The sequence below is a fragment of the Bradyrhizobium sp. I1.14.4 genome, from assembly GCF_050435825.1.
Taxonomy (GTDB): Bacteria; Pseudomonadota; Alphaproteobacteria; order Rhizobiales; family Xanthobacteraceae; genus Bradyrhizobium.
On the sequence record NZ_JBNDLA010000005.1, the window covers coordinates 334,411 to 357,717 of the forward strand.

The 23,307-nt window shown below is 64.9% G+C and carries 24 protein-coding genes; 10 read left to right on the forward strand and 14 right to left on the reverse strand.

All coding sequences use genetic code 11. The annotated features are described in order from the left end of the window. Positions 1 to 123: 123 nt before the first annotated feature. Positions 124 to 444, reverse strand: a complete 321-nt coding sequence (locus ABIB78_RS13780) for a hypothetical protein (protein WP_429025133.1) — start codon at positions 442 to 444, stop codon at positions 124 to 126. A 511-nt stretch (positions 445 to 955) separates the two neighbouring features. Here ABIB78_RS13780 and ABIB78_RS13785 point away from each other — a divergent pair. After that, positions 956 to 1,951, forward strand: coding sequence for a TorF family putative porin (locus tag ABIB78_RS13785; protein WP_429025135.1), 996 nt, complete (start codon positions 956 to 958; stop codon positions 1,949 to 1,951). A 156-nt stretch (positions 1,952 to 2,107) separates the two neighbouring features. On the opposite strand, the gene ABIB78_RS13790 is transcribed toward ABIB78_RS13785, so the two are convergent. After that, on the reverse strand, positions 2,108 to 3,853 hold the full coding sequence (locus tag ABIB78_RS13790) for an ABC transporter ATP-binding protein/permease (protein ID WP_429025138.1): 1,746 nt from the start codon (positions 3,851 to 3,853) through the stop codon (positions 2,108 to 2,110). Positions 3,854 to 4,161: 308 nt separating this feature from the next. Here ABIB78_RS13790 and ABIB78_RS13795 point away from each other — a divergent pair, with 308 nt between their 5' ends. After that, positions 4,162 to 5,832, forward strand: a complete 1,671-nt coding sequence (locus ABIB78_RS13795) for an L-lactate permease (RefSeq protein WP_429025139.1) — start codon at positions 4,162 to 4,164, stop codon at positions 5,830 to 5,832. 157 nt (positions 5,833 to 5,989) lie between these two features. After that, positions 5,990 to 6,394, forward strand: a complete 405-nt coding sequence (locus tag ABIB78_RS13800; RefSeq protein WP_429025140.1) for an META domain-containing protein — start codon at positions 5,990 to 5,992, stop codon at positions 6,392 to 6,394. Between the two features lie 16 nt (positions 6,395 to 6,410). Here ABIB78_RS13800 and ABIB78_RS13805 read toward each other — a convergent pair whose 3' ends face one another. After that, entirely contained in the window at positions 6,411 to 7,019 is a 609-nt protein-coding gene (locus ABIB78_RS13805; RefSeq protein ID WP_429025142.1) for a hypothetical protein, read from the reverse strand. A 309-nt stretch (positions 7,020 to 7,328) separates the two neighbouring features. Here ABIB78_RS13805 and ABIB78_RS13810 point away from each other — a divergent pair, with 309 nt between their 5' ends. After that, positions 7,329 to 7,907 carry a bifunctional transcriptional activator/DNA repair enzyme AdaA gene (locus ABIB78_RS13810; protein ID WP_429025357.1) on the forward strand — a complete coding sequence of 193 codons (579 nt, stop codon included), beginning with the start codon at positions 7,329 to 7,331 and terminating at the stop codon, positions 7,905 to 7,907. 12 nt (positions 7,908 to 7,919) lie between these two features. Beyond that, positions 7,920 to 8,387, forward strand: coding sequence for a PaaI family thioesterase (locus tag ABIB78_RS13815; protein WP_429025144.1), 468 nt, complete (start codon positions 7,920 to 7,922; stop codon positions 8,385 to 8,387). A gap of 83 nt (positions 8,388 to 8,470) precedes the next feature. On the opposite strand, the gene ABIB78_RS13820 is transcribed toward ABIB78_RS13815, so the two are convergent. After that, the gene (locus tag ABIB78_RS13820) at positions 8,471 to 8,935 is read right to left on the reverse strand and encodes an ester cyclase (RefSeq protein ID WP_429025146.1); all 465 of its coding nucleotides are present in this window, start codon (positions 8,933 to 8,935) and stop codon (positions 8,471 to 8,473) included. Between the two features lie 248 nt (positions 8,936 to 9,183). Between ABIB78_RS13820 and ABIB78_RS13825 the strand changes: the two genes are divergently transcribed. Beyond that, positions 9,184 to 9,381: a hypothetical protein gene (locus tag ABIB78_RS13825; RefSeq protein WP_429025147.1), complete on the forward strand. Its 198-nt coding sequence runs from the start codon at positions 9,184 to 9,186 to the stop codon at positions 9,379 to 9,381. 8 nt (positions 9,382 to 9,389) lie between these two features. Here the strand turns inward: ABIB78_RS13825 and ABIB78_RS13830 are convergent, their stop codons facing one another. Then, positions 9,390 to 10,589, reverse strand: coding sequence for a hypothetical protein (locus ABIB78_RS13830; RefSeq protein ID WP_429025148.1), 1,200 nt, complete (start codon positions 10,587 to 10,589; stop codon positions 9,390 to 9,392). Positions 10,590 to 10,721: 132 nt separating this feature from the next. Continuing rightward, positions 10,722 to 11,198, reverse strand: coding sequence for a MarR family winged helix-turn-helix transcriptional regulator (locus ABIB78_RS13835; RefSeq protein ID WP_429025150.1), 477 nt, complete (start codon positions 11,196 to 11,198; stop codon positions 10,722 to 10,724). Between the two features lie 96 nt (positions 11,199 to 11,294). Here ABIB78_RS13835 and ABIB78_RS13840 point away from each other — a divergent pair, with 96 nt between their 5' ends. Both ABIB78_RS13840 and ABIB78_RS13845 read left to right on the forward strand, forming a co-directional pair. Then, positions 11,295 to 11,663, forward strand: coding sequence for an antibiotic biosynthesis monooxygenase family protein (locus ABIB78_RS13840; RefSeq protein WP_429025152.1), 369 nt, complete (start codon positions 11,295 to 11,297; stop codon positions 11,661 to 11,663). A 16-nt stretch (positions 11,664 to 11,679) separates the two neighbouring features. Further along, positions 11,680 to 11,934, forward strand: coding sequence for a hypothetical protein (locus ABIB78_RS13845; protein WP_429025154.1), 255 nt, complete (start codon positions 11,680 to 11,682; stop codon positions 11,932 to 11,934). A gap of 717 nt (positions 11,935 to 12,651) precedes the next feature. Here ABIB78_RS13845 and groL read toward each other — a convergent pair. After that, on the reverse strand, positions 12,652 to 14,298 hold the full coding sequence (gene groL / locus ABIB78_RS13850; protein ID WP_429025155.1) for a chaperonin GroEL: 1,647 nt from the start codon (positions 14,296 to 14,298) through the stop codon (positions 12,652 to 12,654). A gap of 190 nt (positions 14,299 to 14,488) precedes the next feature. After that, positions 14,489 to 14,785, reverse strand: coding sequence for a co-chaperone GroES (locus tag ABIB78_RS13855; protein ID WP_429025156.1), 297 nt, complete (start codon positions 14,783 to 14,785; stop codon positions 14,489 to 14,491). A 319-nt stretch (positions 14,786 to 15,104) separates the two neighbouring features. Here ABIB78_RS13855 and ABIB78_RS13860 point away from each other — a divergent pair, with 319 nt between their 5' ends. Next, entirely contained in the window at positions 15,105 to 15,623 is a 519-nt protein-coding gene (locus tag ABIB78_RS13860; RefSeq protein ID WP_429025157.1) for a hypothetical protein, read from the forward strand. A gap of 315 nt (positions 15,624 to 15,938) precedes the next feature. On the opposite strand, the gene ABIB78_RS13865 is transcribed toward ABIB78_RS13860, so the two are convergent. Next, entirely contained in the window at positions 15,939 to 16,715 is a 777-nt protein-coding gene (locus ABIB78_RS13865) for a protein phosphatase CheZ (protein ID WP_429025158.1), read from the reverse strand. Positions 16,716 to 17,022: 307 nt separating this feature from the next. On the opposite strand from ABIB78_RS13865, the gene ABIB78_RS13870 reads away from it, so the two are divergent. Continuing rightward, a complete protein-coding gene (locus ABIB78_RS13870) occupies positions 17,023 to 17,829 on the forward strand; it encodes a L,D-transpeptidase (protein WP_429025159.1) in 807 nt (268 codons plus the stop codon). 208 nt (positions 17,830 to 18,037) lie between these two features. On the opposite strand, the gene ABIB78_RS13875 is transcribed toward ABIB78_RS13870, so the two are convergent. The 5 genes from ABIB78_RS13875 to ABIB78_RS13895 form a co-directional block, all read right to left on the reverse strand. Further along, positions 18,038 to 18,853 (reverse strand): DUF2076 domain-containing protein, encoded by an 816-nt coding sequence (locus tag ABIB78_RS13875; protein WP_429025161.1) that lies wholly within the window; start codon positions 18,851 to 18,853, stop codon positions 18,038 to 18,040. A 129-nt stretch (positions 18,854 to 18,982) separates the two neighbouring features. Next, positions 18,983 to 19,828 (reverse strand): ChbG/HpnK family deacetylase, encoded by an 846-nt coding sequence (locus tag ABIB78_RS13880; protein ID WP_429025162.1) that lies wholly within the window; start codon positions 19,826 to 19,828, stop codon positions 18,983 to 18,985. Continuing rightward, positions 19,825 to 20,871: a glycosyltransferase family 2 protein gene (locus ABIB78_RS13885; protein WP_429025164.1), complete on the reverse strand. Its 1,047-nt coding sequence runs from the start codon at positions 20,869 to 20,871 to the stop codon at positions 19,825 to 19,827. Before ABIB78_RS13885 ends, ABIB78_RS13880 begins: the two co-directional genes overlap by 4 nt. Before the next feature lie 139 nt (positions 20,872 to 21,010). Continuing rightward, positions 21,011 to 21,988 (reverse strand): ATP phosphoribosyltransferase, encoded by a 978-nt coding sequence (hisG, locus tag ABIB78_RS13890; protein ID WP_429025166.1) that lies wholly within the window; start codon positions 21,986 to 21,988, stop codon positions 21,011 to 21,013. Then, positions 21,985 to 23,163 carry an ATP phosphoribosyltransferase regulatory subunit gene (locus ABIB78_RS13895; protein ID WP_429025168.1) on the reverse strand — a complete coding sequence of 393 codons (1,179 nt, stop codon included), beginning with the start codon at positions 23,161 to 23,163 and terminating at the stop codon, positions 21,985 to 21,987. Before ABIB78_RS13895 ends, hisG begins: the two co-directional genes overlap by 4 nt. Positions 23,164 to 23,307 lie beyond the last annotated feature (144 nt).

Here is a 23,307-nt window from a genome sequence, read left to right on the forward strand (position 1 = left end):
GCGCTTCTTGCCACAGACGCGAAGCGATCGCGCGGCCATCATGCCCGACAAGCGAAGTGGAGGGTACCTCTTCCCGAGGTGCAGCCAACGTCCGGCAAGCGATCACTTCAATACGCCGTGGACTCAAATCAGCGGCAACAGGAGGACCACGATGGCGAAGTCGAAGAAGGCGAAGAAAAGCAAGAAGGCCAAAAAGGCCAAGAAGGCGGTAGCGGCCAAGAAGAAGTCCGCGAAGAAATCCGCGAAGAAGTCAGCCAAGAAGGCTGCGAAGAAGTCTGCAAGGAAGTCGGCGAAGAAGTCGGCCAAGAAATCAGCAAAGAAAACAGCAAAGAAAGCTGCTTCGAAGAAAGCTGCGCCCAAGAAGGCCGCGAAGAAAGCTGCCAAGAAGAGCGCGCCGAAGAAGGCTGCTGCTCCGAAGAAGGCCGCGGCGCCGAAGCCGGCCAAGCCGGTCGCAGCCCCCCCGGCGCCCGAGCCTGCACCGCAGCCGGCCCCGAGCTGGGCGACGCCGAGTCACGAACCGGCACCGGGCTGGATCGCCGGGACGGCCGATGGAGGCGAACACCACTAGCCGCCGATCTGCCGAGGTTCAATCGATCGAAGCCGCAGCGGACGCCGCTGCGGCTTTTCCGCATCGCGACGGCATCCGTGTTCTTGCGGGCACGGCGATTCGCCTCGACGCTTTCGCCCAAGGCCCGCTGTTGCTCGCCTCCCACGTCCGATGTGCCGCTCAACCGGTGCGGGAGCGTCAATCTTGTGGTGCAAATGCAACACCCGCCAACCAACGTGTGCCGAGACTGCCAGAACGCCTAAAAAGTCGGCACATGCATGTCTTTTTGGCTTCACGGTACCGTGCACGAGCCTCAGATTGAACCCACGCGATTTAGTTGCAGTCCGTTATCGCGCGCCCTGGGGGCCACCGGAGCTGGGCTGTCTGGAAAAGTAGATGGGGACCGTCATGAAGAAACTGGCTTTGTTAGCAACGGCGCTAGCAATGATTTCGAGCTCGGCAATGGCAGCTGACATGGCGGTCAAGGCCGTCAAGGCGCCGCCTCCGGCTCCGTTCGAGCCTTGGGACATCGCCTTCGGCGCCGGCATCATGAACGACTACATCTTCCGCGGCGTCACCCAGTCGAACCACAAACCGTCGGTCACCGCCTATTTCGAGCCGCGCTACAACGTCAACAAGGACCTGCAGCTCTACATCGGCACCTCGACCGAAAGCATCTCCTTCGCCAACCGCGCTGCGGCCGAAGTCGACGTCTACGGAGGTATCCGCCCGACCTTCGGCGCTTTCGCGTTCGACATCGGTGTCTGGGGTTACCTGTATCCGGGTGGAACCTGCTACTACGGCGGTGGCGCCGTGGCCGACTTCGCAGGCAACCCGTTGAGCGCCGACTGCCAGGCCAATACCCTCACCAACCTCGCCGTCATGAAAAAGGACGTCTCGTTCTTCGAAGTATACGGCAAGGCGACCTGGACCATCAACGACAACTGGGCCTTCACCATCAACGAGTACTACTCGCCGAACTTCCTCAACACCGGTGCCTGGGGCAACTACTCCTCGATCATCGGCAAGTACACCGCGCCCAGCACCGCGTTCGGAACCAGCGGCATCGGCATGTACGTCTCGGGCGAGTTCGGCCGGCAGTGGCTCGGCACCTCGGACAGCTTCTACGGCGTTCCGGCGTTCCCGAACGGCATCAAGTATGCCGACTACAACACCTGGAACATCGGCATCGGCTTCACCTACAAGGTGTTTACGCTCGATCTGCGCTACTCCGACACGGATATGTCGAAGGGTGATTGCAGCGCCTTCACCAGCGACTTCACCGCGGGCGGAACCACTGCCGTTACGCCGATCAATCCGGGTGGCACGAGCTCCAACTGGTGCGGTGCGGCTGGTATCGCCAAGCTCTCGGTCGACCTGACCGCGATGTCCAACCTGAAGTAATTTCCTCGGAGGATCGCGGGGGCGGCAGAGCAATCTGCCGCCCCCTTTGTTTTGCGGGCGATGCTCGCCGGCGTGCTGGTGCTGGCCGCCTTGGCCTATGGGCTGGCACCGCTGGGGCAGCCGCAGGCCGTGGCCGCGGCTGACCCGGTAATGCCGCTATGACGCGGCGGCCTCGACCGTGTCGCGCAGGGTGAAGCGGTCGCCGTCGCGGACCAGCGCAACGTTGCGCTGATGGAAGGCCTCGAGCGTCGAGCGATGTCCGATCGAAACCACCGTGGTGTCGGGCAGCTTCTCGGCGATCAATTTGTACAGCGCGGCTTCCGACGGCTCGTCGAGCGACGCCGTCGCCTCGTCCAGGAACAGGAATTGCGGCCGATGCAGCAGCGCCCGCGCGATGCCGAGCCGCTGCTGCTCGCCGAGCGACAACATCCGGTTCCAGTGTGCCTGTTGCTCGAGCCGCGCCGCGAGCTGCGGCAGTCCGACCGCGGTGAGGACGTCGCGGACCCGTCCCGCCTCGAATTGCCTGGCCTCGCCCGGATAGGCGACCGCGTCATGCAGCGACCCGATCGGCAGATAGGGGCGCTGCGGCAGTGTCATCAAGGTCGCGTCCCTGGGGATGTCGACCGCGCCGTTGCCGAACGGCCAGATGCCGGCGATCGCGCGGAACAGCGTCGACTTGCCGGCGCCGGACGGACCGGTCATGAGCGTGCGCTCGCCCTTGCGGAAGTCGAACCGGTCCGCGTTCACCAGTGGCGTGCCGTCGGGCAGCCGCAGCACCAGGTTCTGCAGGCCGACGTCGTCGCCGCCCGGCGTTGCGGTGACATGAATTCGGTCGTCGCGCTTGGCCAGGTTTGACGCCGTCGCGATCCCGGTCTCGAATCCATCGAGACGGTTCACCACGGCCTGCCATTCGGCCAGCTGACGATAGATGGTGACGAAGTACGAAAACGCGCCCTGAACGTTCGAGAATGCCGACGCGGTCTGCATCATGCCGCCAAGCTGGATCTTTTGCGCAAAGTAGGCCGGCGCCACCAGCACATAGGGAAAGATCACCGAGGCCTGATTGTAGCTCGCCGTGAACGCCGTGATCTTCTTGGTCCGGTTCATGAGGGCGATCCAGTTCTCGACGACGCGTCCGAAGCGAACGCGCAGGCGCTCGCGCTCGGCCTGTTCGCCCTGCAGCAAGGCGATCTGCTCGGAATTTTCCCGCACGCGCACCAGGTTGAAGCGGAAATCGGCTTCATATTGCTGCTGCTTGAAATCGATCCCGACCAGCGGCCAGCCGATCAGATGGGTCAGCACGGTGCCGAGCACCGAATAGAGCAATGCGCCCCAGACCAGGTACCCGGGAAATGAATATTCCGTGCCGAACAAATGCAGCGGCGCCTCATTGGACAGGCCCCACAGCAGCGTCAGAAAGGACGCCAGCGTGACGACTGAGTTCAAGAGGCCGAGGCCGAGATTGAGCGTGCGATCGACGAACAGCTTGACGTCGTCGGTCATGCGCTGATCGGGGTTGTCGGCAGCATCCCCCTGCAGCTGCATCCGGTAGTGATTGGCCTGACGCAGCCAGTCACCGAGATAGTGCGTCGTCATCCATTGCCGCCAGCGGATCTGCAGCCATTGATTGAGGTAGAGCTGGTAGACCGCCAGCAGGATGAAAACGGCGACGAGGACGCAGAAATAGATGATCTCGCTGACGAAGGAGTCCCAATTGCGTTCCTGCAGCGCGTTGTAGAAGCGGTTGTTCCACTGCGTGAGCAGGACGTTGATGCCGACGATCGCCAGTTCGATCGCGATCACCGCTGCGAGCAAGCCGCGGCCTGCCCATTTGTCCTCGGAGTTGAAATAGGGCGAGGCGATGCGCCATACGATCGCGAGCGTCGAGCGAATGTTGTTCACAGATTATCGTCTCCGGGGAATGGGCTGCAAAGGCCTGAAGAATCGGGACAATCGGAGTGGTCCTCGACTAAAGTCGTAGGTCTGGCATGCAAGCGTTCGCTTGTCCCGGCGATCAAGTCAACCCTAGCATGACGACAACGGCGAGGGGCGGGGGACCTTCGATTTTTCGCGAGGATGTGAGCGATCCTTACCGATCGTTCATTCGCGGGCCGGGGCTTCAACTATTCAGACGGACTCCCGCAATCGCACCAGCCGCGCCTGCCCGCACCGGGGCCGGCGCGCTGCATAAGAACATGGGAGGACCCGAGATGAACACCTGGAATCAAATCTACAACCCGCTGGGCAATGCCGGGCTGTCGACCATCGCGGCCGCCATTCCCGTGGTCACGCTGCTGGTCCTGATCGCCAGCGGCAAGGTGAAGGCGCATATCGCGGCCATCATCGCCGTGATCGTGACCAACCTGATCACGATCTTCATCTTCACCATGCCCGCCAGCATGTCGTTCCGCGCAACGATCCTCGGCATCGTGACCGGGTTCTTCCCAATCGGCTGGATCGTGCTCAACGTCATCTTCCTCTACCAGGTCACGGTGCGATGCGGGAAGTTCGAGCTGCTGAAGCGCGCGGTCGGTGGCGTCACCGAGGATCGGCGCTTGCAGCTGCTGCTGATCGCGTTCTCGTTCGGCGCCTTCTTCGAGGGCGCCTCGGGCTTCGGCACGCCGGTCGCCATCACCGGCGCGGTGCTGATCGGGCTCGGCTTCTCGCCGCTCGCGGCCTCCGGCCTGTCGCTGATCGCCAACACCGCCCCGGTTGCCTTCGGCGCGCTGGGCACGCCGATCCAGGGCCTGGCCTCGGTCACCGGGCTCGATCCCTACATCCTCGGCGCCATGGTCGGCCGGCAGCTGCCGCTGTTCTCGCTGATCGTGCCGTTCTGGGTGGTGTGGGCGTTCGCGGGCTGGCGCGGCATGAAGGAGGTGTGGCCGGCGATCCTGGTCACCGGCGTGTCGTTTGCGGTCCCGCAATATGTGATCTCGAACTACATCAACCCCTGGATCGTCGACATCGGCGCCTCGCTGATCTCGATGGGGGCGCTGATCCTGTTCCTGAAGGTCTGGCAGCCGAGGCAGCTCTGGCTGTCGCCGGCGCTGCGCGGCCGCGATGAATCGGCAGCGACGATGGCCGCCGCTCCGCCGCTCGACAAGACGCCGCTGACCCAGGGCGAATTGTGGAGCGCGCTGCTGCCGTGGATCATCGTCTGCATCCTGATGCTGATCTGGGGCAACGGCGCCTTCAAGACCTGGGCGAACGCCAACTTCACCTGGAACTATCCGGTCCCCGAGCTCGACAAGCTGATCTTCAAGGTGCCGCCGGTGGCCGCCAAGCCGACGCCGGAAGGTGCCGTGTTCGGCTTCACCTACCTGTCGTTCACCGGCACCGGCATGCTGATCGCCGCGATCATCTCGGGTCTCTTGATGGGCTTCTCGCCGCTCAAGCTGATCGCCGAGTATGGCCGCACCATCCGCCTCTGCGCGATCTCGCTGATCACGATCTCGGCGATGCTGGCGATCGGCACGCTGACCCGGCTCTCCGGCGTCGACGCCACGCTCGGTCTCGCCTTTGCCGCGACCGGCGTGCTGTATCCCTTCTTCGGCACCTTGCTCGGCTGGCTGGGCGTGGCGCTGACCGGATCGGATACCGCATCGAACGTGCTGTTCGGCAATCTGCAGAAGATCACCTCCGAGCAGCTCGGCCTGTCGCCGGTCCTGATGGCGGCAGCGAACTCCTCGGGCGGCGTGATGGGCAAGATGATCGACGCGCAATCGATCGTGGTCGCCTCGACCGCGACCAACTGGTACGGCCACGAGGGCTCGATCCTGCGCTACGTGTTCCTGCACTCGATCGTCTTGGCGTGTCTGGTCGGTCTGTTCGTGACCCTGCAGGCCTATGTGTACCCATTCACGGCGATGGTCTTGAAATAACGAGGCGAGGCGTCGCCCAAGAGGATATCAAGCGAAGATCCCTGCGGGTGAGAGCCCGCGGGGATCTGGCTTTTCAAGCGCTTTTTCTCGCGCCGCCATTCTGGCCAATCGCGGCCTCGTCCCATACAAGGGCGGCGTCGCAATTCCTGGGAATGGCATGATCTCGATGAAGCGGATTCTGAACGGCGGCGTTGCCGCGCTGGCGCTGTTTGCTGCGGTTCCGGCGCAGGCCCAGGAGGAATTCCCGTTCGGCTTCGTAATGACGCTCGATGCCGCGCGCATGCCCGGCTCCAGGCGGATTCCCTCGATCGAGGTCGGCGACAATGGCGAGGTGATCCTCGAGCTCTGGTGCGACGGCGGCAAGGGCCAGTTCTCGGTCGCCGGCGACACCATCGTCTTCGTTCCCGGCGCAATGGAGAATCGCAACTGCACGCCGGAGCGGGCCCAGGCCGACAGGGATCTGCTCGCGGCGCTCGGTGATATGACGAGCTGGCGGCGGCAGGGTGATCAGGTCACGTTCATGGGAAGCAAGCCGCTGCGTTTCGTGATCAACAGCAACTGACACGCCGTTTCGCCGCTCAGGGCGTCGCGATCAATCCGCTTGCGGTGGCGACGATCCAGCGATTGCCCCAGCGCACGATGGAATCGACCCGGCCGAGTCCGGGGACGACGTCGCCGCGTCCGGCCATCTTGACGCCCTCCGGCCCCTCGAGCACGGCGGTGCCGTCGCGGACTTCGACCACCGACCATCCGGGGATCGTGCTCGGCCGCGTCTCGGGTGCCGTCGCCAAGGGCTGCTTCGGCCCGAGCGCCGCGGCTTGCGCGTTCAGGGTGGTGGGTGCGGCGCCCAGCGCGAGCGGGCGCGGACTTGCAGCGGTGGTCCTGGGAATGCTGCCGGTGACGACGGGGTCTGCGTTGGACGCGGTCCGGCGCGGGTTTTCACTCCTTCGGCTCGGCGGCGCCTCGGCAATGTGCGGGGCAGGCGCTTCCTTCTGAGCCACCGGGACCGGCGCGGGAGTTGCGATGTCGTGCCAACTGGCGCCGCCGGTCCATCCCAGCACGAAGCTTGCGGCGAGCGCGGTGGCTGCCAGCAGCGCGGTGCCGATGCGATCGGCAAACGGCTCCCGCAACAGTTGGGCGGCGTCGTGGTTCTCGCCTGAGACATCCCAGAGGTCCGCCGTCTGCACCGGCGAATGACCCTCCGTCACATCTGTTGGCCAGATGCTCCCAGGATTGATCGGCTCGCGGTCTTGCATGGCGTGACCCGTGTTCGGCGACGCAAAGGATGATCCTCGAAACTAAATCGAGCCTTAATTTTCGGTGACCGAACTGCGGCAGCACGAAGTCTTTTGGTCGCAGGCCCCGTAGATTGACGGGTAACGCGGGCATCACGAGCAGAACGGCCAGGGCTGGTGCCCCGCATGCAGCGGTCGTTTCCGGACGTCGTCTCCGCAAAGCGGGTCGTCGCGGCGCGCGGGCGCGGTTATAGCGATTGCATGCTCGACTTCGCCGCACAGTATGCAGCCTTTCAGCGCCGCGATCCGGCCTGGGACGGCATCGTGTTCGTCGCGGTCAGGACGACGGGCGTATATTGCCGACCGGTCTGCCGGGTGCGCACGCCGCTGGCGCGCAACGTGCGGTTCTATGGCAGCGCGGCGTCGGCCGAGCGCGCCGGCTTCCGGCCCTGCCTGCGCTGCCGTCCTGAGGCGGCGCCGTTCTGCCCGGCATGGAAGGGCACCAGGACCACCGTCGAGCGCGCGCTGGCGCTGGTCGAACAGGGCGCACTCGACCGCGGCAATGTCGCCGCGCTGGCCGATCGGCTCGGCATCGGCGCGCGGCATCTGTCGCGACTGTTTGCCGAGCATCTCGATGCCTCGCCGCTGCAGGTCGCGCTTTCGCTGCGCGTGCAGCGCGCCAAGCGCCTGATCGACGAGAGCGAGCTTCCCCTCTCTGTGGTGGCGCAGCGCGCGGGCTTCTCCAGCGCAAGGCGCATGAATGCCGCATTCGCAAAACTCTACGGCCGATCTCCTGTCTCGCTGCGACGGAAGCGGCCGCCAGATGTCACGACGCAATGATGGAGATCAGTAATGGCCGAGCGCTACGGCACCGTCAGTGCCAAACAGAAACTTAGGATGAGCGGCTTCGAATTCGTCCAGGGGCTCGCCAGTGGTGACCTGCCGCTCAACACGATCGCGCGGACGCTCGGTTATGACGTCACTGAAGCCGAGCACGGCCGCGTCGTCGTCACGCTGGTGCCGACCGACGCGCATCTCAATCCGGCAGGCACCGTGCATGGCGGTCTTACCGCGACGCTGCTCGACAGTTGCATGGGGCTTGCGGTGCAGTCGATGCTCGATGCCGGCACCAGCCAGACCACGCTCGAGTTCAAGATCTCGCTGGTGCGTCCGATCACGCCGGACACCGGCCCGATCAGGGCCGAGGGCCAGGTGATCAATTGCGGCCGCCGCATCGGCATCGCCGAGGGCCGGGTCACAGACGAAAAAGGCCGGCTGCTCGCCCATGGCACGACGACGTGCCTGATCTTCCCGGCTTGACGCGGAGCGTCGTGAAGAGGCTGCGCCGGCACTGCATCGAGGGATGCAATGCCGGCGCAGCCGGGAAGCAATTCGCCGCCCGGTCACCCGGCGTAGCGACTTGGCTCAGGCAAGCGGATGAGGCCGAGCTGCAGCATAGCGGTCAGCGCGTCCTCCTGTCCGAGCTCTTCGGCGATCCGTCCGTCGCGTACGCGCAGCACGGTCGTGCCGGCGAACGTCATCTTGCGGCCCGAGGCGGCCGGAAGCGAGCCGAGACGGAAGTCGCTGAATGCAGGCCCGGTGTGGGTGCCGCCGCCTTCCCAGCGGCCAACGACGAGGTCGCCTTCCGCGACGAGATCGCCGACGCCCCAGAAATTGAGATCCGGAAACGCTTCGCGAAACTCGGTCATGAACGTCATGACCGCGGCGCGGCCTTTCTTCGGTTCGTGCATCGGGTAGTGCACGACAATGTCTGGCGTGGCGAGCTCATCGATGATGCGCGGATTCCAGGGGTTGCCCCAAAACTCCTTGAACCACCGCCCTACCACGTTCTTGTTTTCCTCTGACATCGGATCGTCTCCATTTGCGCGTTGCCGGTATCGCGACCGGCGCTGTCTCGATGTGCGCAGTAGGCATTCAAAGACGCGCGTCGTGCCACCCGATTCCGGATCGGGCGTGCTGTCTGCCTTCAGGAGAAATTCCGCTTTGTCGATATGGCGCTTAGCGCACGTTCTCGAACGTCGTCGTGCGATCGGGAAGCGGGTGGTTCGCTGAACACGAACGCGAAAGCGTCTTCGCGATGACGCAGGAGAACATCATGCGTGACTTCGATGCGATCGCCGCGCTGCGTAGCGACGGGCTTCGCTCCGAGCTACGGGCGCTGCTTGATCGTGCAACGACGGAGCACAGCGCCGAACTGGTCGTCACAAGCGACGGGATGCTTCAGTCCGGTCCGGACGCCGTTCCACAGGCTGTGTGCGACAACGTTGTGCCGCTAAGGCGCAGCGCGGCCTGAAGCGCGCCTCAGCGCCACACCGACTTGTCGGCGTCCCAGCGCTGGCCTTTGAGCTCCTTGAGCAACGCGTCGATCGCGCCGTTGTCGTCCTTGGCCTCGCTGCCTTCCTCGTCGCTGCTGGAATCGTCGGACAGATTGAGCTTGGCGCCGGCGCCGTCGTCCGACGTCGACACGGTGGGGCTCGAGACCCACAGCATCAGCCTGTCCGAGCTCCCGGGCTTGTCGGGCGAGACGAGGGCGGTGACCTCGTAGTTCTGGGTGAGCCCGAGCGCAGGGTAGACGGCGCTCGGCCGCTTCAGCACCAGCTTGAGCTTGCCGGTGTTGGCGTTCCATGTCGCGGAGGCGGGCTTTGCGACAAGCGTCTTCGCCAGCACGCCCGCGACCGCGGATGCGAGCTTGTCCTTGTTGATTTTGTCGCCGTCGCGCCAATCGGCGGCGGCAAAGCGGATCGTGCGATCCATCTCGACTACGCCGCTGGTCCAGCCGGCCGCTGTCACGCCGGGCGCTGATTTCGCCTTGGCGAGCAGTGTGCTGGCGCGCTCGGGATCGACGGTGAGGTTGATGGTTTGCTCGCCGGAGCGCATCGCATCGCAGGTCACCGCGAGACTGCTGGTGCCGATCTCGACCGGCTCGCCCTTCAGGCTCTTGAGGAAATCCGCCGCCGCATCGAGCTTGACCCGCACGCCGATCGATTCCGGCGAGACGTCGGTGAAGTCCTTCGGCTGCGGCGTGATGCCGTCCTCGGTGGCCTGGTTGTCCTGGAATTCCTTCTCGCTGAGATCGGAATTGTCCGTCGAGGCGACCTCGGTCACGGTCTGGCCGATCGTGATCTGGCCGCGGAACTCAAAGCTGTCGCCGGTCTGCTTGCGGTTCAGCTTGACGGTGATCGGCTGCTTGTCGGCGACGCTCTGGGCAGTGCCGGAGAGCGTCTGGCCGTTCACGGCGAGATTGGCGACGAAGCGGTCCTTGCGGTCGGAGGTCTTGTCGGCGGGATAGCAGACGTCGAGCACCGCCGCGGTCACGGTCTTGCCCTGGCGGGTTTCCTTCAGCACGACGTCGGCATTGCCGTCCATCAGGCCATCGATCGCGGTGAAATAGCGTGTCTCGGGGCCGCCACCTGGTGCCGCCTTCGATTGCAGCTTCATCTGGGCGAGAGCAGGCGTCGAGGCGACGGCAAGACCGAGCAGCAGGAGCGGGAGCGCGCGCATACGATAAGTCCTCGAAGGGCAGAATCGGTTCCGTCGTAACTAGCAAACCTCTATGTCATTGGCCAAAAAAGAAGGCCACCTAACGGCGGCGGCGGTACGATTCGATCGGAACGGCTCCGGCGTGATCCAGGGTCATGCACGTTCGTCGGGTTCCTCGCCATTCTCCAGCCTGCCGCGCAGCGTACTCACGACGCGGCTGGTGGATTCGAGGTCCTTGATCGACAATCCGTCGGCGAGGCCGTTCACCCAGGGCAGCTGCAGACGCATGGCCGCGTCAAAGGCGTGCTGTCCCTTGTCGGTCAGCACAACGAGCTGGGCGCGGCGGTGGTGCGGGTTGGTCTCGAAGGTAACGAGCCCGTCCCGTTGCAGGTCGTTGACGATCCGCTGCACGTTCTGTCTGGCAGCGCCGAGATCGCGCGCCAGCCACGCAACCGGTTGCGGGCGTTCGGCGGTGACGATCGCGCCGAGGATCTGCCAGCGGGCGCTGGTCAGGCCGAGTCCCGCCACCATCCGGTCGCCGGCGGTGAACAGCAGGCTGTTGAGCCGGAACAGATCGAGAATCAGGTTGCTCAGGGCTTCGCCCGCCGGCGTTCGCTTGGTCTGCGGCATTTGTCACCATAAGTTGATATTGACATCATGATGTCAATATTCTATGTATCCATCGTAACGGAATGACATCATAGCACCATATTAATGGAGCCAACCATGCCGCAGATGCGTCCCCTGGACCCCGCATTCCCGATCGACCGCCAGCTCGCGGTCGATGCCACCAACGTCGTGCTCGTCAACGTCTTCACACTCGACAAGGCCGACGAGGAGACCTTCCTGAAGGCTTGGCAGGACGACGCCGCCATCATGAAGAGGCAGCCCGGCTTCATCTCGACGCAGTTGCACCGCGCAGTCGGCGACAGCCCGGCCTACCTGAATTACGCCATGTGGGAATCGACCGCCGCCTTCCGTGCCGCCTTCATGAACCCCGAGTTCAGGGCCAAGCTTTCGGCCTATCCGGCCTCGGCGGTGGCGTCCCCGCATCTGTTCCAGAAGGTGGCGGTGCCCGGTATTTGCGTTGCTTGAGTGACGATGGATCGAAATGGGTTCGGCCACGGATTCGGTTCAGCTCTCTCCAGCGGGGAGAGGTGGACCTCCGTTGCCGTTTCCAGCTCAACCTGATCTCATCATTCCTCAGGATGACGGAGATATTGTGCACTGCTCTATCCATGTCATTGCGAGCGAAGCGAAGCAATCCATCGCGCCGCAAGCGGAAAAAATGGATTGCTTCGTTTTGCTCTCGCAAACCGACATCAAGCAAGATGTCGATGGGAACGACATCGAGCTCGTCCGATAGACCCTGGTGAGCAGACATCCGCAGACCACTGGATGAGGTCTGAAAAGCGCCAACAGGCGACATTCGTGAAATGAAAAAGGCCGCCAACTGAAGCGGCCTCAGTGAATGGCTTCCAATTCCTTGGTTGCGAGAGCCGGCTCGACGCTGTTGCGAGCCCCAGGATCGATCTTCCAGTCCGGTACTACTAGTCGCAACGACGGACCCTGCGGACCGAACCGTCGTCACGCTCGATCGTGACGGTGCGGCATCCGCGATATCCGCGATCATATCCGTAGGCGCGATAAGCGGGTCGATCATAGTCCCGGTAGTAACGGGGCTCCGGGCCCACTCTCACGCCGCCGAGCGGAGTATCAACGGCAACTTGAGCTGACGCGGGCGCAATGGAGATCGGCGTGGCGATAGCGAAACCAGCAACCGCCAGCACACCAGCCAATAACAGAGTTCTCATAAGAGTTTCCTCCTGAGTTATTGCATTGCTTTCCAACATCCCAGGCAGGGCAAGGTTCCTGCGCGAAGTTCGGGCGGCTCAGACTTGGGTCGCCAGACTTGGATCGCCAGACTTGGATGCCAGCCTCGGATGGATACGGACAGAAGGCCGCCGCGCATGTTCCTGAACCAAAGGCCGACCCGAATGTCTGTTGAGGAATCCCGCGGCCCACAAAAAAGAAGGCCGCCCGGAGGCGGCCTTCGATCTCGATGCGGATGTGCCGACGGGGCTTAGAAGCCGCCCATGCCGCCCATTCCACCCATGCCGCCGCCGCCCGGCATCGCCGGCGCCGCGTCCTTCGGCAGTTCGGCGACCATCGCCTCGGTGGTCACCAGCAGGCCGGCCACGGAGGAGGCGTCCTGCAGCGCGGTGCGCACCACCTTGGCGGGGTCGATGATGCCCTTGTCGACCATGTCGACATAGTCCTCGGTCTGGGCGTCGAAGCCGAAGGTCTCCGACTTGTTCTCGAGGATCCTGCCGACCACGATCGAGCCCTCGACACCGGCGTTCTCCGAGATCTGGCGGACCGGAGCTTCGAGCGCCTTGAGCACGATGTTGATGCCGGCCTGGACGTCGGCATTGGGGTTGGTGAGACGGCCGACCGCCTTCTTGGCGCGCAGCAGCGCGACGCCGCCGCCCGGCACGATTCCTTCCTGCACCGCGGCGCGGGTCGCGTTCAGCGCGTCCTCGACACGGTCCTTCTTCTCCTTGACCTCGACCTCGGTCGCGCCGCCGACCTTGATCACGGCAACGCCGCCGGCGAGCTTGGCAAGGCGCTCCTGCAGCTTCTCACGGTCGTAGTCCGAGGTGGTTTCCTCGATCTGCGCCTTGATCTGGCCAACGCGGGCGTCGATGTCCTTCTTCTTGCCGGCGCCCTTGACGATCGTGGTGTTCTCCTTGTCGATCACGATCTTGCCGGCGCGGCCGAGCATGTTGACCGTGACGTTCTCGAGCTTCATGCCGAGGTCGTCGGAGATCAGCTGACCGCCGGTCAGGATCGCGATGTCCTCCAGCATCGCCTTGCGGCGATCGCCGAAGCCCGGCGCCTTGACGGCGGCGACCTTGAGCCCGCCGCGCAGGCGGTTGACGACCAGCGTCGCCAGCGCCTCGCCCTCGACGTCCTCGGCGAGGATCAGCAGCGGCCGGCCGGACTGCACCACGGCTTCCAGCACCGGCAGCATCGCCTGCAGGCCGGTCAGCTTCTTCTCGTGCAGCAGGATGTAGGCATCCTCGAGCTCGGCGGTCATCTTCTCGGCGTTGGTGATGAAGTAGGGCGACAGATAGCCCCGGTCGAACTTCATGCCCTCGACGATGTCGACCTCGGTCTCGAGCGACTTGTTCTCCTCGACGGTGATGACACCCTCATTGCCGACCTTCTGCATCGCCTGCGCGATCATCTTGCCGATCGCGGCGTCGCCATTGGCCGAGATGGTGCCGATCTGGGCGACTTCGGAGGAGGAGGCGACCGGCTTGGCGCGCTTCTCGATGTCCTTGACCACGGCGGCGACCGCGGTGTCGATGCCGCGCTTGAGGTCCATCGGGTTCATGCCGGCGGCGACCGACTTGGCGCCCTCGCGGACGATGGCCTGCGCCAGCACGGTCGCGGTGGTGGTGCCGTCACCGGCGGTGTCGTTGGTCTTGGAAGCGACCTCGCGCAGCATCTGCGCGCCCATGTTCTCGAACTTGTCGTCGAGCTCGATCTCCTTGGCGACGGTGACGCCGTCCTTGGTGATGCGGGGGGCGCCGAAGCTCTTCTCGATCACGACGTTGCGGCCCTTCGGGCCGAGCGTCACCTTCACGGCATTGGCGAGCACGTCGACACCGCGCAGCATGCGGTCGCGGGCGTCTCCGGCGAATTTTACGTCCTTGGCAGCCATTGTCTTGAACTCCTGTCAGCTTTGAGAAATGCGCTTGCCGCTTCCGCGTTCGTCATCGCCGGGCTTGACCCGGCGATCCATCTTTCGAAGAGCGATGGATGCCCGGGTCATCTAGCGCGAAGACGCGCTTCGCGCTTCTGCCCGGGCATGACGACGAACGGGGTACGGCCGCCGCGCAGTTGAATGGCAATTAAGCCAGCACGCCCATGATGTCGGACTCTTTCATGATCAGGAGCTCCTGGTTGTCGAGCTTGACCTCGGTGCCCGACCACTTGCCGAACAGCACGCGGTCGCCGACCTTGAGGTCGATCGGGATCAGCTTGCCGGCCTCGTCGCGGCCACCCGGGCCGATGGCGACGATCTCGCCCTGGGACGGCTTCTCCTTGGCCGAGTCGGGAATGATGATGCCGCCCTTGGACTTCTCCTCGGCATCGATACGCTTGACCACGACGCGGTCATGCAGTGGGCGGAAGGTGGATTTAGCCATGACGTTCCCTCTTGGAGGCTCGGTTTCAGGTCCGGTTCATCGAGGCCGGCGTTGGATGCCGGCCCGGTCGGCGCCAGGCAGGACGCCCGGCGCAGTTAGCAATCGTGGTGCGAGAGTGCTAATTGTGGGCGGGGAAATATGGCTTGGCGCAGTTTCTGTCAAGCAAACGGGTTAAGGCCTTGGTGAGGCCAATATAGGATGGTGGACCAGAAACCAAATCGTAGCGATGACGTAATTTTGTCAGACGTCATTGCTCCGCCTTTAGTTTTACGCTTGGCTGCAGGACGGGTGCGGCCGGGGACATAGTCGGGGGATGCATATGATCACGTCACTCAACGCGCGATTGGTCGCACGGTTCGCGGCTGTCTCGGCGCTGACGACACTGTTGGGGGCGTGCGGCAGCATGAGCCTGCCGTCGTTGTCGTCGAACCCCGGGCCGGCGCCCGCCGAACCGGGGGTAGCCCCGGAGATGCCTGCGAGCATCCGCCCCGACGAGATCGTCGGCCGTTGGGGTCTCGCCTCGTTCCAGAATCCCGCCGACCGCGCCCGCACCGAGGCCGCCGCGCGCGGCCAATGCAAGCAGCCTTACGTGATCGGCGCCGGCCAGAACGGCGGCGTCATCATGCATCTGGCTGACCAGGCCACCCCGCAGGAACTGCGGCTGAAGGGTTCCCCTGGAGGCAAGAACTATATCGGCCCGCCAGGACCTACGCCCGGCGAGCAGGACCGCGAGATCATCTCGTTCGACGGTCGGGTCTTGATCACCCGCTTCGTCGACAAGGACGCCGCCGTACGTTACGGCAACATGGTCTATGTCCGCTGCGCGCCACGGGCGTGACGGGGCGGAGCACTTCAGCATCAGATAGTGCCACATCGGCAGTGCACCTCTCCCCTTGTGGGAGAGGTCGGATCGCATCGACCGATGCGATCCGGGTGAGGGGTGTCTCTCCGCGAGTGACCCTCTCATTCCGAGTTCGCAGAGAGACCCCTCATCCGGCGCCATAACCGATGCGAAGCATCGGAGACGGCGGCTGCGAGGCCGCCTATGCCACCTTCTCCCACAAGGGGAGAAGGGAAGAGGGACCGCCGACAGGGCAAACAAAAACGCCGGCCCCAAGGGCCGGCGCTTTTTCGTTTTGATCCGACACAGACCTCAGTTGAACATCGCGTCGATGTCGTCCTGCGAGGCGTGGCCGGCGTCGCCGTCGAGCTTCGGGCCGTTGAGCAGGCGGGCATCGCCCTCGCGGCTGTCGACGATCGCCGGGGCATGGGTCTTGATGGCGTCGACGCCGCCCCAGATGTTCATCATCTCGTTGATGTGCTGCTCGATGAACTTCATCGTGTGCATCACCTTGCTGATGCGCTGGCCGGTGAGGTCTTGGAAATTGCAGGCCTCGAAGATCGAGACCACGCGCTCCTGAATATCCTCGCTGAGCCGCTTCTGCTGGTCGGGCGTGACGTTGCTCGCCAGCGCGGTCGCGGCCTGGTCGATCGCCTCGACCGCTTCGAGGATCTGCTGGGTGGCCTGCTCGGTGCCGCCGACCACGGCGCCGAGCTCGCCATTGACCTTGGCCATCTCCTCGCCGTTGAAGCTCTTGCCGTGCAGCACGGCGATCTCGCGCTTGGTGCGGCTGATCGCGTCGTGGATCAGGTCGAGCTCGACCTTGAGCTTCTCGCACTGTTCGACCTGGGCGCGGTAGGTCTCGAGCAGTGCGTGCGTTTCAGCGACCTCGCGGGCGACGGCGGCATCGACGCTGTCGCCGGTACGCTGCGCAGGCGCCGCGGCCATCTGGGCGCGGATCGAGCGAAGCTCGGCCATGATCTCGCGATGCATCGGACCGAGATCGGCGGCGCCGGCAACTTCCGGCTCCAGCATCACAATCTCGTCCATCGCCTGCTCGACACGAAAACGCTTACGCTTCACTGACATGATTTCATTCCCGCCCCTTCACTGCAGTCCGTTCTAGGCGGAGCGGATTTAACGTCAGGTTCACGCGGAACAGTTTGCGCGGACAGCGCGCGAGCGTCGCGACACCGCTGATTAACCATGTTGCCGCGGCGTTCATGCAAAATAAACGCTACCCGACAAAACCGCACGCCATTGCCGACGTGGTGAATCCAAACGGCCGATCCGTTTACCAAACCGATGCGGTTTTCATTGCTTATTGACCACGTGCAACGGCGCCGTCTGCGCCCTCGCGAAACAAGTCACGACGAAACCAGTACAGAGTACGTCGATGTTCAGGAAAACCACGCTTGCGCTGCTCGCCGGCGCCTCTTCGCTTATTGCAATTCCCCATCCCGCCATGGCGATCGACGCGTCGGCTCCGTCCGAGCCCAACGTGATCTACGCCAACCAGGGCGCACCGCAGCCGCCGATGCGCACCGCCTATGTGCAGCCGCAGCGCTCCAACATGGGCGGCGGCTTCATCGAATTCCTGTTCGGCGATGCGCCATCGTCGCAGGGTTATTCGCCGCGGCCGATGTATCAGCAGCAGCCCGGCTATTACGGCAATCGCCAGTTGCCGCCGATGGATCCGCAGCAGCAGATGATCCGCCAGCAGGAAGAGGCGGCGGTCGATCCGACCCAGCGTCCGTTCGATCCCAGATATGAAAAGCAGCTGGTCGACTATCAGGGCAAGGAAGGCGCCGGCACCATCGTCGTCGATACGCCGAACAAATTCCTCTATCTGGTGCAGGGCGAAGGCCGGGCGCTGCGCTACGGCATCGGTGTCGGCCGGCCCGGCTTCACCTGGGCCGGCGTCAAGACAATCTCGGCGAAGAAGGAGTGGCCGGCCTGGACGCCGCCGCCGGAAATGCTGGCACGCCGTCCCGATCTGCCGCGGCACATGGAAGGCGGCCCGGAGAATCCGCTCGGCGCCCGCGCGATGTATCTCGGCTCTTCGCTCTATCGCATCCACGGCTCCAACGAGCCCTGGACGATCGGCACCAACGTCTCGTCCGGCTGCATCCGGATGCGCAACGAGGACGTGATCGACCTCTACGGCCGCGTCAATGTCGGCGCCAAGGTCGTGGTGATGTGAGGTGGTTTTGAAGCAGCTGCCCCAAAGATGGTGTCGTCCCGGCGAAAGCCGGGATCCATAACCACAGGCGGTTGTTACCGAGAGAAGCTGTAGCCCCGGCCGTATCAAATCTCGCACGGTTGTGGTTATGGGTTCCGGCTTTCGCCGGGACGACGGAATCAAAACGGCCGCTCGATTGGAGCGGCCGTTGTCGTTTCAGCGATCGCGTTTACGCGTAATCGCTGTTGTCGTCGCCGCCGTTGTCGTCGAAGTCGTCGGCGTCTTGATCATCGTCACTGTCCCGGTCGGCCTGCGCCTGATCGAATGCGCCGGAGCGCGAGCCGCTGTCATTGTCGCGGCTGGACGAGCCGACATCGTTGATCCCGGCGTCACGCGCGAGATCGCTGGACGACTGGTCGCCGCCCCAGGGACGCGAGCCGCCGCCGAGATTGCCGGCATCGGCGAGCGACTGGTGGCTGCCGCCGCCCATCATGCCGCGGATGCTGGAGAGCAGGAGCCCGCCGCCGACCACGCCGGCCGCGGCCGCAGCCGCGGTGCCGAGGAACGAGCCGCCACCGCTGCCGGGAGCGCCGCCGCCGAAGGCCGGGGGCTGCGGGCCGCCATAAGGTTGACCGTATTGCTGCGGCGGCTGGCCATAGCCGCCTGCCTGTTGCATCGCCTGGCCCGAGTTCCAGACCGGGCGGCCGCCGGCAATATCGGGCGCGCGCACCGGCGGCACCGAGCCGTGCGGCTGCTGCCCCTGTCCGAAGATCGCGTCGCGCATCGAATCGAGGAAGCCGCCGCCTTGCTGCTGGCCGCCCTGCTGCTGGCCGACCGCGGCCTCGAGCTCCTGGATCCGATCATGGGCGCGCTTCAGCGCCTCGTCCTGCACCAGCGCGGTTTGCACCAGCGCGTAGACCGCATTGGGCGCGCTGCGCAGGCCCTGCATGATCGCGGACATGGCCTCGCCGTCGCGCGGGGCATTCTCCAGCTTGGCGAGCCGGTCGAAGAGATCGTCGATCAGTTGGCGTTCTTGCGGTGTCATGGCGTTCTCCATCGCGTCGATCGAATCGGCGCGCGGCTCATGTAGGACGGGGTTTGTGGCGCAAGGAGTGGGGGCCAGGATTAAATTTATGTATGCGACAATACGACCGGAGGGTTTTCGTGGACCTTGTCAGGCCAGTGTAACTTTATTCAGGGCCAGCAGCGCGGAGAAGTCCTCGCCTGCGAGATAGGCATGTTCGGTCTCGCGCGGCGTCGTCAGCGGGTCGAGGTTCTTCAGTGTTTCATCGACGAAACCGGGATGGCACATCACGAGCCCGTCCTCCGGCATGCTGTCGAGGAAGCCCTGCATCAGCGCCGCGAATTCGCTGCTGCGCGCGAAATCATAGGCGCCGGCAAAGGCCGGGTTGAAGCGCAAGCCTGATCGCTGAGCCTTGATCCGGAATTGCGTGCTGAGCACGTTCAGCACCAGCTCCTTCGGCGCCGCCAGCTGGCGCACGAGCGGGCCTTCGCGTCCGCACTGCCGCACCCAGGCGTTCGGCGCGCGCTCCTTCACGGCGCGCAGGAACCCGTCACGCACCTGCGGGAACAGCTGTGCGTGCTGATGGCCGTCGACGAAATCGGGCGCGCGGCCGAACAGGTCGTGGAAGGCGTCGAGCTGCGCCAGCACCTCGGCATGGATCAGCTCGGCGTCGAGCCGATGCATCAGCCCGGCGCGCAACAGCCTTGGGAAGGGCAGGAACATGTCGCCGTCGAGCGGGCGGAAATGCATCGTCAGCGGCCGGAACGGCGCGGTCAGTGTCACATGCAGCCCGATCGCGCAGCGCGGGCTTTTCGCCGCCGAGGCCATGAGCGCGGCGGCAGCCTCGCGGCCGATCGCCGGCGTCACCACCATCACCGACGTTGCATTGAGGCGGCCGCGCTCGATCAGATCGCGGATCGCGCGATTGACGCCGTCGCTCAAGCCGTAGTCGTCAGCACACAGCCAGATCCGGCGGCGCGGCGTCGAACCGTTCATTCGGCGGCGGTCCGCTCGGTGGCGCTTTGCGCCGCGCCGCCGTCGGCGTGCTTCTCGGTGTGCTCGGCAACGAAGTAGATCGGCCGCGCCTTCAGCTCGGAGAGGATCTTGCCGATATATTCGCCGACGATGCCGATCATGATCAGCTGCACGCCGCCGATCGTCATCACGCCGATCATCAGCGACGGATAGCCGGGGACCTGCTTGCCGGTGGTCAGCACTTCCCACAGGATCGAGAGACCGAACAGGAAGGCCGCGCCGGCGAGCAGCGCGCCGAGCAGGCTGGCAAAGCGCAGCGGCGCCACCGAGAACGAGGTCAGGCCCTCGATCGACAGGCCGATCAGCCGGCCGGCGTTGAAGGTGGTGACGCCATGCGCGCGCGGCGCCGGCTCGTAGTCGACGCGGATCTGCCTGAAGCCGATCCAGCTGGCGAGGCCCTTGAAGAAGCGGTTGCGCTCCGGCAATTGCCGCAAGGCCGCGGCCGCACGCGGCGACAGCAGGCGGAAGTCGCCGGCATCCTCGGGGATCTGCTGCCGCGCGCCCCAGTTGATCAGCGCGTAGAAGCCGCGCACGGCAAGCCGCCGCAACGCCGATTCGTTGTCGCGATGCGCCTTCGCCGTGTAGACCACGTCGTAGCCGTCATTGATCCAGTGTGCGACCAGCTGCTCCACCAGATCAGGCGGATGCTGGCCGTCGCCATCCATGAACAGCACGGCGCCGCGGCGGGCGTGGTCGAGGCCGGCCATCAGCGCAGCCTCCTTGCCGAAATTGCGCGACAGCGACACCACCTGCAGGTCCATGGTGTCGGCGGGAAGGCCGCGGGCGATCGCCAGCGTGTTGTCGGCGCTGCCGTCGTCGACATAGATCACTTCGCAGTCGAGCCCGTAACGGGCGCGCAGCGTCTTCGCGAGGCCGATCAGCCGCTCGTGCAGCGCCACAAGCCCCGCGGCCTCGTTGTAGACGGGCACGACGATCGACAGACCCTGCGCGGCGGCGGTCTTGGCGGTTGTGGTCAGGCTGGAAACGTCAGAGCCCAGCATCATCGGTCAGATTCCAGAACTAGAGCGTTTTCCAGCGAAGTACGGTTCCGGTTCGCGTGAAGAAAACGCGTCAAAACGACAGAGCATGAACACAATATGGTACCGCGGGGTAGCTGTCGCCAACATGAACGGCGCCGCCCGCTCATTGTCGCAGGAACGCCTCGAGCCTGCCGAACAGCGGGTTCTCGCGGTCGAACACATAGTCCAGCGACACCACCGACACGGTTTCGGCACCATGTTCGCGCAGGAAGCTGCCGAGCGCGTAAAGCTTGCCCGGTGGGCAGTGCAGCGTAAGCATGCCCGACGAGGTCGGGCCGCCGAACGGGGCGACCACGCCGAAGCGGTTATGCGCCTCGGACAGCAGCGCATCGTTGCAGCCGGCAAAGCGGGTGCGGACCTCGCGATACTTGCTGGCGCGGGCGCGCGCGGCGATGTGGTCGAGGATGACGCGCGCGGCCTCGCGGGCGCCGGTCGACCAGTCGGCATCCCGCGACGCAACGAGATTGGCCTGGCTGCGCAGCATCACGCCGTCGTCCAGCACCTTGAGCCCGTTGGCGGCGAGCGTTGCCCCTGTGGTCGTGATGTCGACGATCAGTTCGGCGGCGCCGGCCGCGGGTGCGCCTTCGGTGGCGCCGGCGCTCTCGACGATACGGTAGTCGCCGACGCCGTGCTTCGCAAAGAAGCCGCGCGTCAGATTGATGTATTTGGTCGCGACCCGCATGCGGTGATTGTGCTGCTCGCGGAAGCCGGAGGCGACGTCGTCGAGATCGGCCATGGTGCGGACGTCGATCCAGGCCTGCGGCACCGCGACCACGACATTGGCAAAGCCGAAGCCGAGGCCTTCGATCATCAGCACGCGCTTGTCGGCATCCGGAATGCTCTCGCGCACCAGATCCTCGCCGGTGACGCCGAGATGCACGGAACCGCGCGCCAGATTGGCCGCGATCTCGCTCGCCGAGAGATAGGCGATCTCGACATTGTCGACGCCTGCGATGATGCCGCGATAGTCGCGCGCACCGCCGGCCTTCGACAAGGTCAGCCCGGCGCGGGCGAAGAAGCTTTCCGCGTTTTCCTGCAGGCGCCCCTTGGAGGGAACGGCGACGACGAAGGGCGTGCTCATTGGACGCCTCCGTCGGCACCGGCCTTGCCATGCCGGGTCATCGCCTCGATCCAGACCGAGAAGCCGACCGCGGGGATCGGATTGACTGATCCGAGCTGCGTCATCAGCCCGTCGTAGCGGCCGCCCGCGATCAGCGGCTCGGCGCCGTTGCCACTGGCGTGCAGCTCGAACTCGAAGCCGGTGTAGTAGTCGAGGCCGCGGCCGAACGCCGTCGAGAACCGTGTCTTTCGGAGGTCGATGCCGCGCGCGGCCATGAAGCCGACCCGGCTCTCGAACTGGTCGATCGCGGCGGCAAGATTGAGCTTGGCGTCGGAGGCAAGCGCGCGCAGTTGCGCGACCGCGTCGTCGGGATCGCCGGTGATTGAAAGGAAGCGCTTGATGGTGGCGACCGCGTCGCGCGGCAGCGCGCCGCCCTTCAGCGTCGATTGCTCGAGGAAGCGGTCGGCGATCTCGGCGACCGTGCGTCCGCCGACATTGGTGGTGCCGGCGATCGACATCAGATCGGTGACCAGCGCCAGCGCCGCCTTGCGGTCGGAGCCGGCCAGCGCGGCGAGCACGCCCTCATATTCGTTGCGGCCCGGCGCAGTCGCCAGCGTCAATTGCTCGATGTCGTCGGTCAGCGAAACCTTGCGGTTGAAATCCTTGATCAGCCGGCGCCGCCACACCGGGTAGAGCTCGAGCGCATCGATCAGCGCGTTGAACAGCGCGACGTCGCCGGTGCGGATCTCGACGTCCTTCAACCCAAATGCCGTGGTCGCCTCCAGCGCCAGCGCCAGCATCTCGGCGTCGGCCGCGGCGCGGTCCCGCCGCCCGAAGGATTCGATGCCGGCCTGCAGGAACTGGCTGGGCGCACCGCCGCGATGGCGGAACACGGGGCCGAGATAGCTGAAGCCGGCCGGCTGGCCGGCGCGGGTAGAGGCGAGGTAGTCGCGCGCCACCGGAATCGTGAGATCCGGGCGCAGGCAGAGCTCCTCGCCGCTCGGGTCCGTCGTCAGGTACAGGCTCTTGCGGATGTCCTCGCCGGAGAGGTCGAGGAACGGCTCGGCCGGCTGCAGGATCGCGGGCTCGGACCTGAGATAGCCGGCCTGCGCGAACGAGGCCAGCAGCGCATCCGCCCAAGAAGCCACCCTTGGGGCGGATCCGGCGGCGGATCGTGGTGCGGCAGCTTCGGTCATCTCGACGTCCAAAGGTTGCGGCTTCGGGTTCCGCATCGGGTTCCAGGGTTGGTTCGGGGCAGCCCTTACCATGGCCGTATCAGGGTTTCGACAGCGATCGGCCAAGTGGCTTAATGATTGCGTGCGTTAACGATTTTACGACGG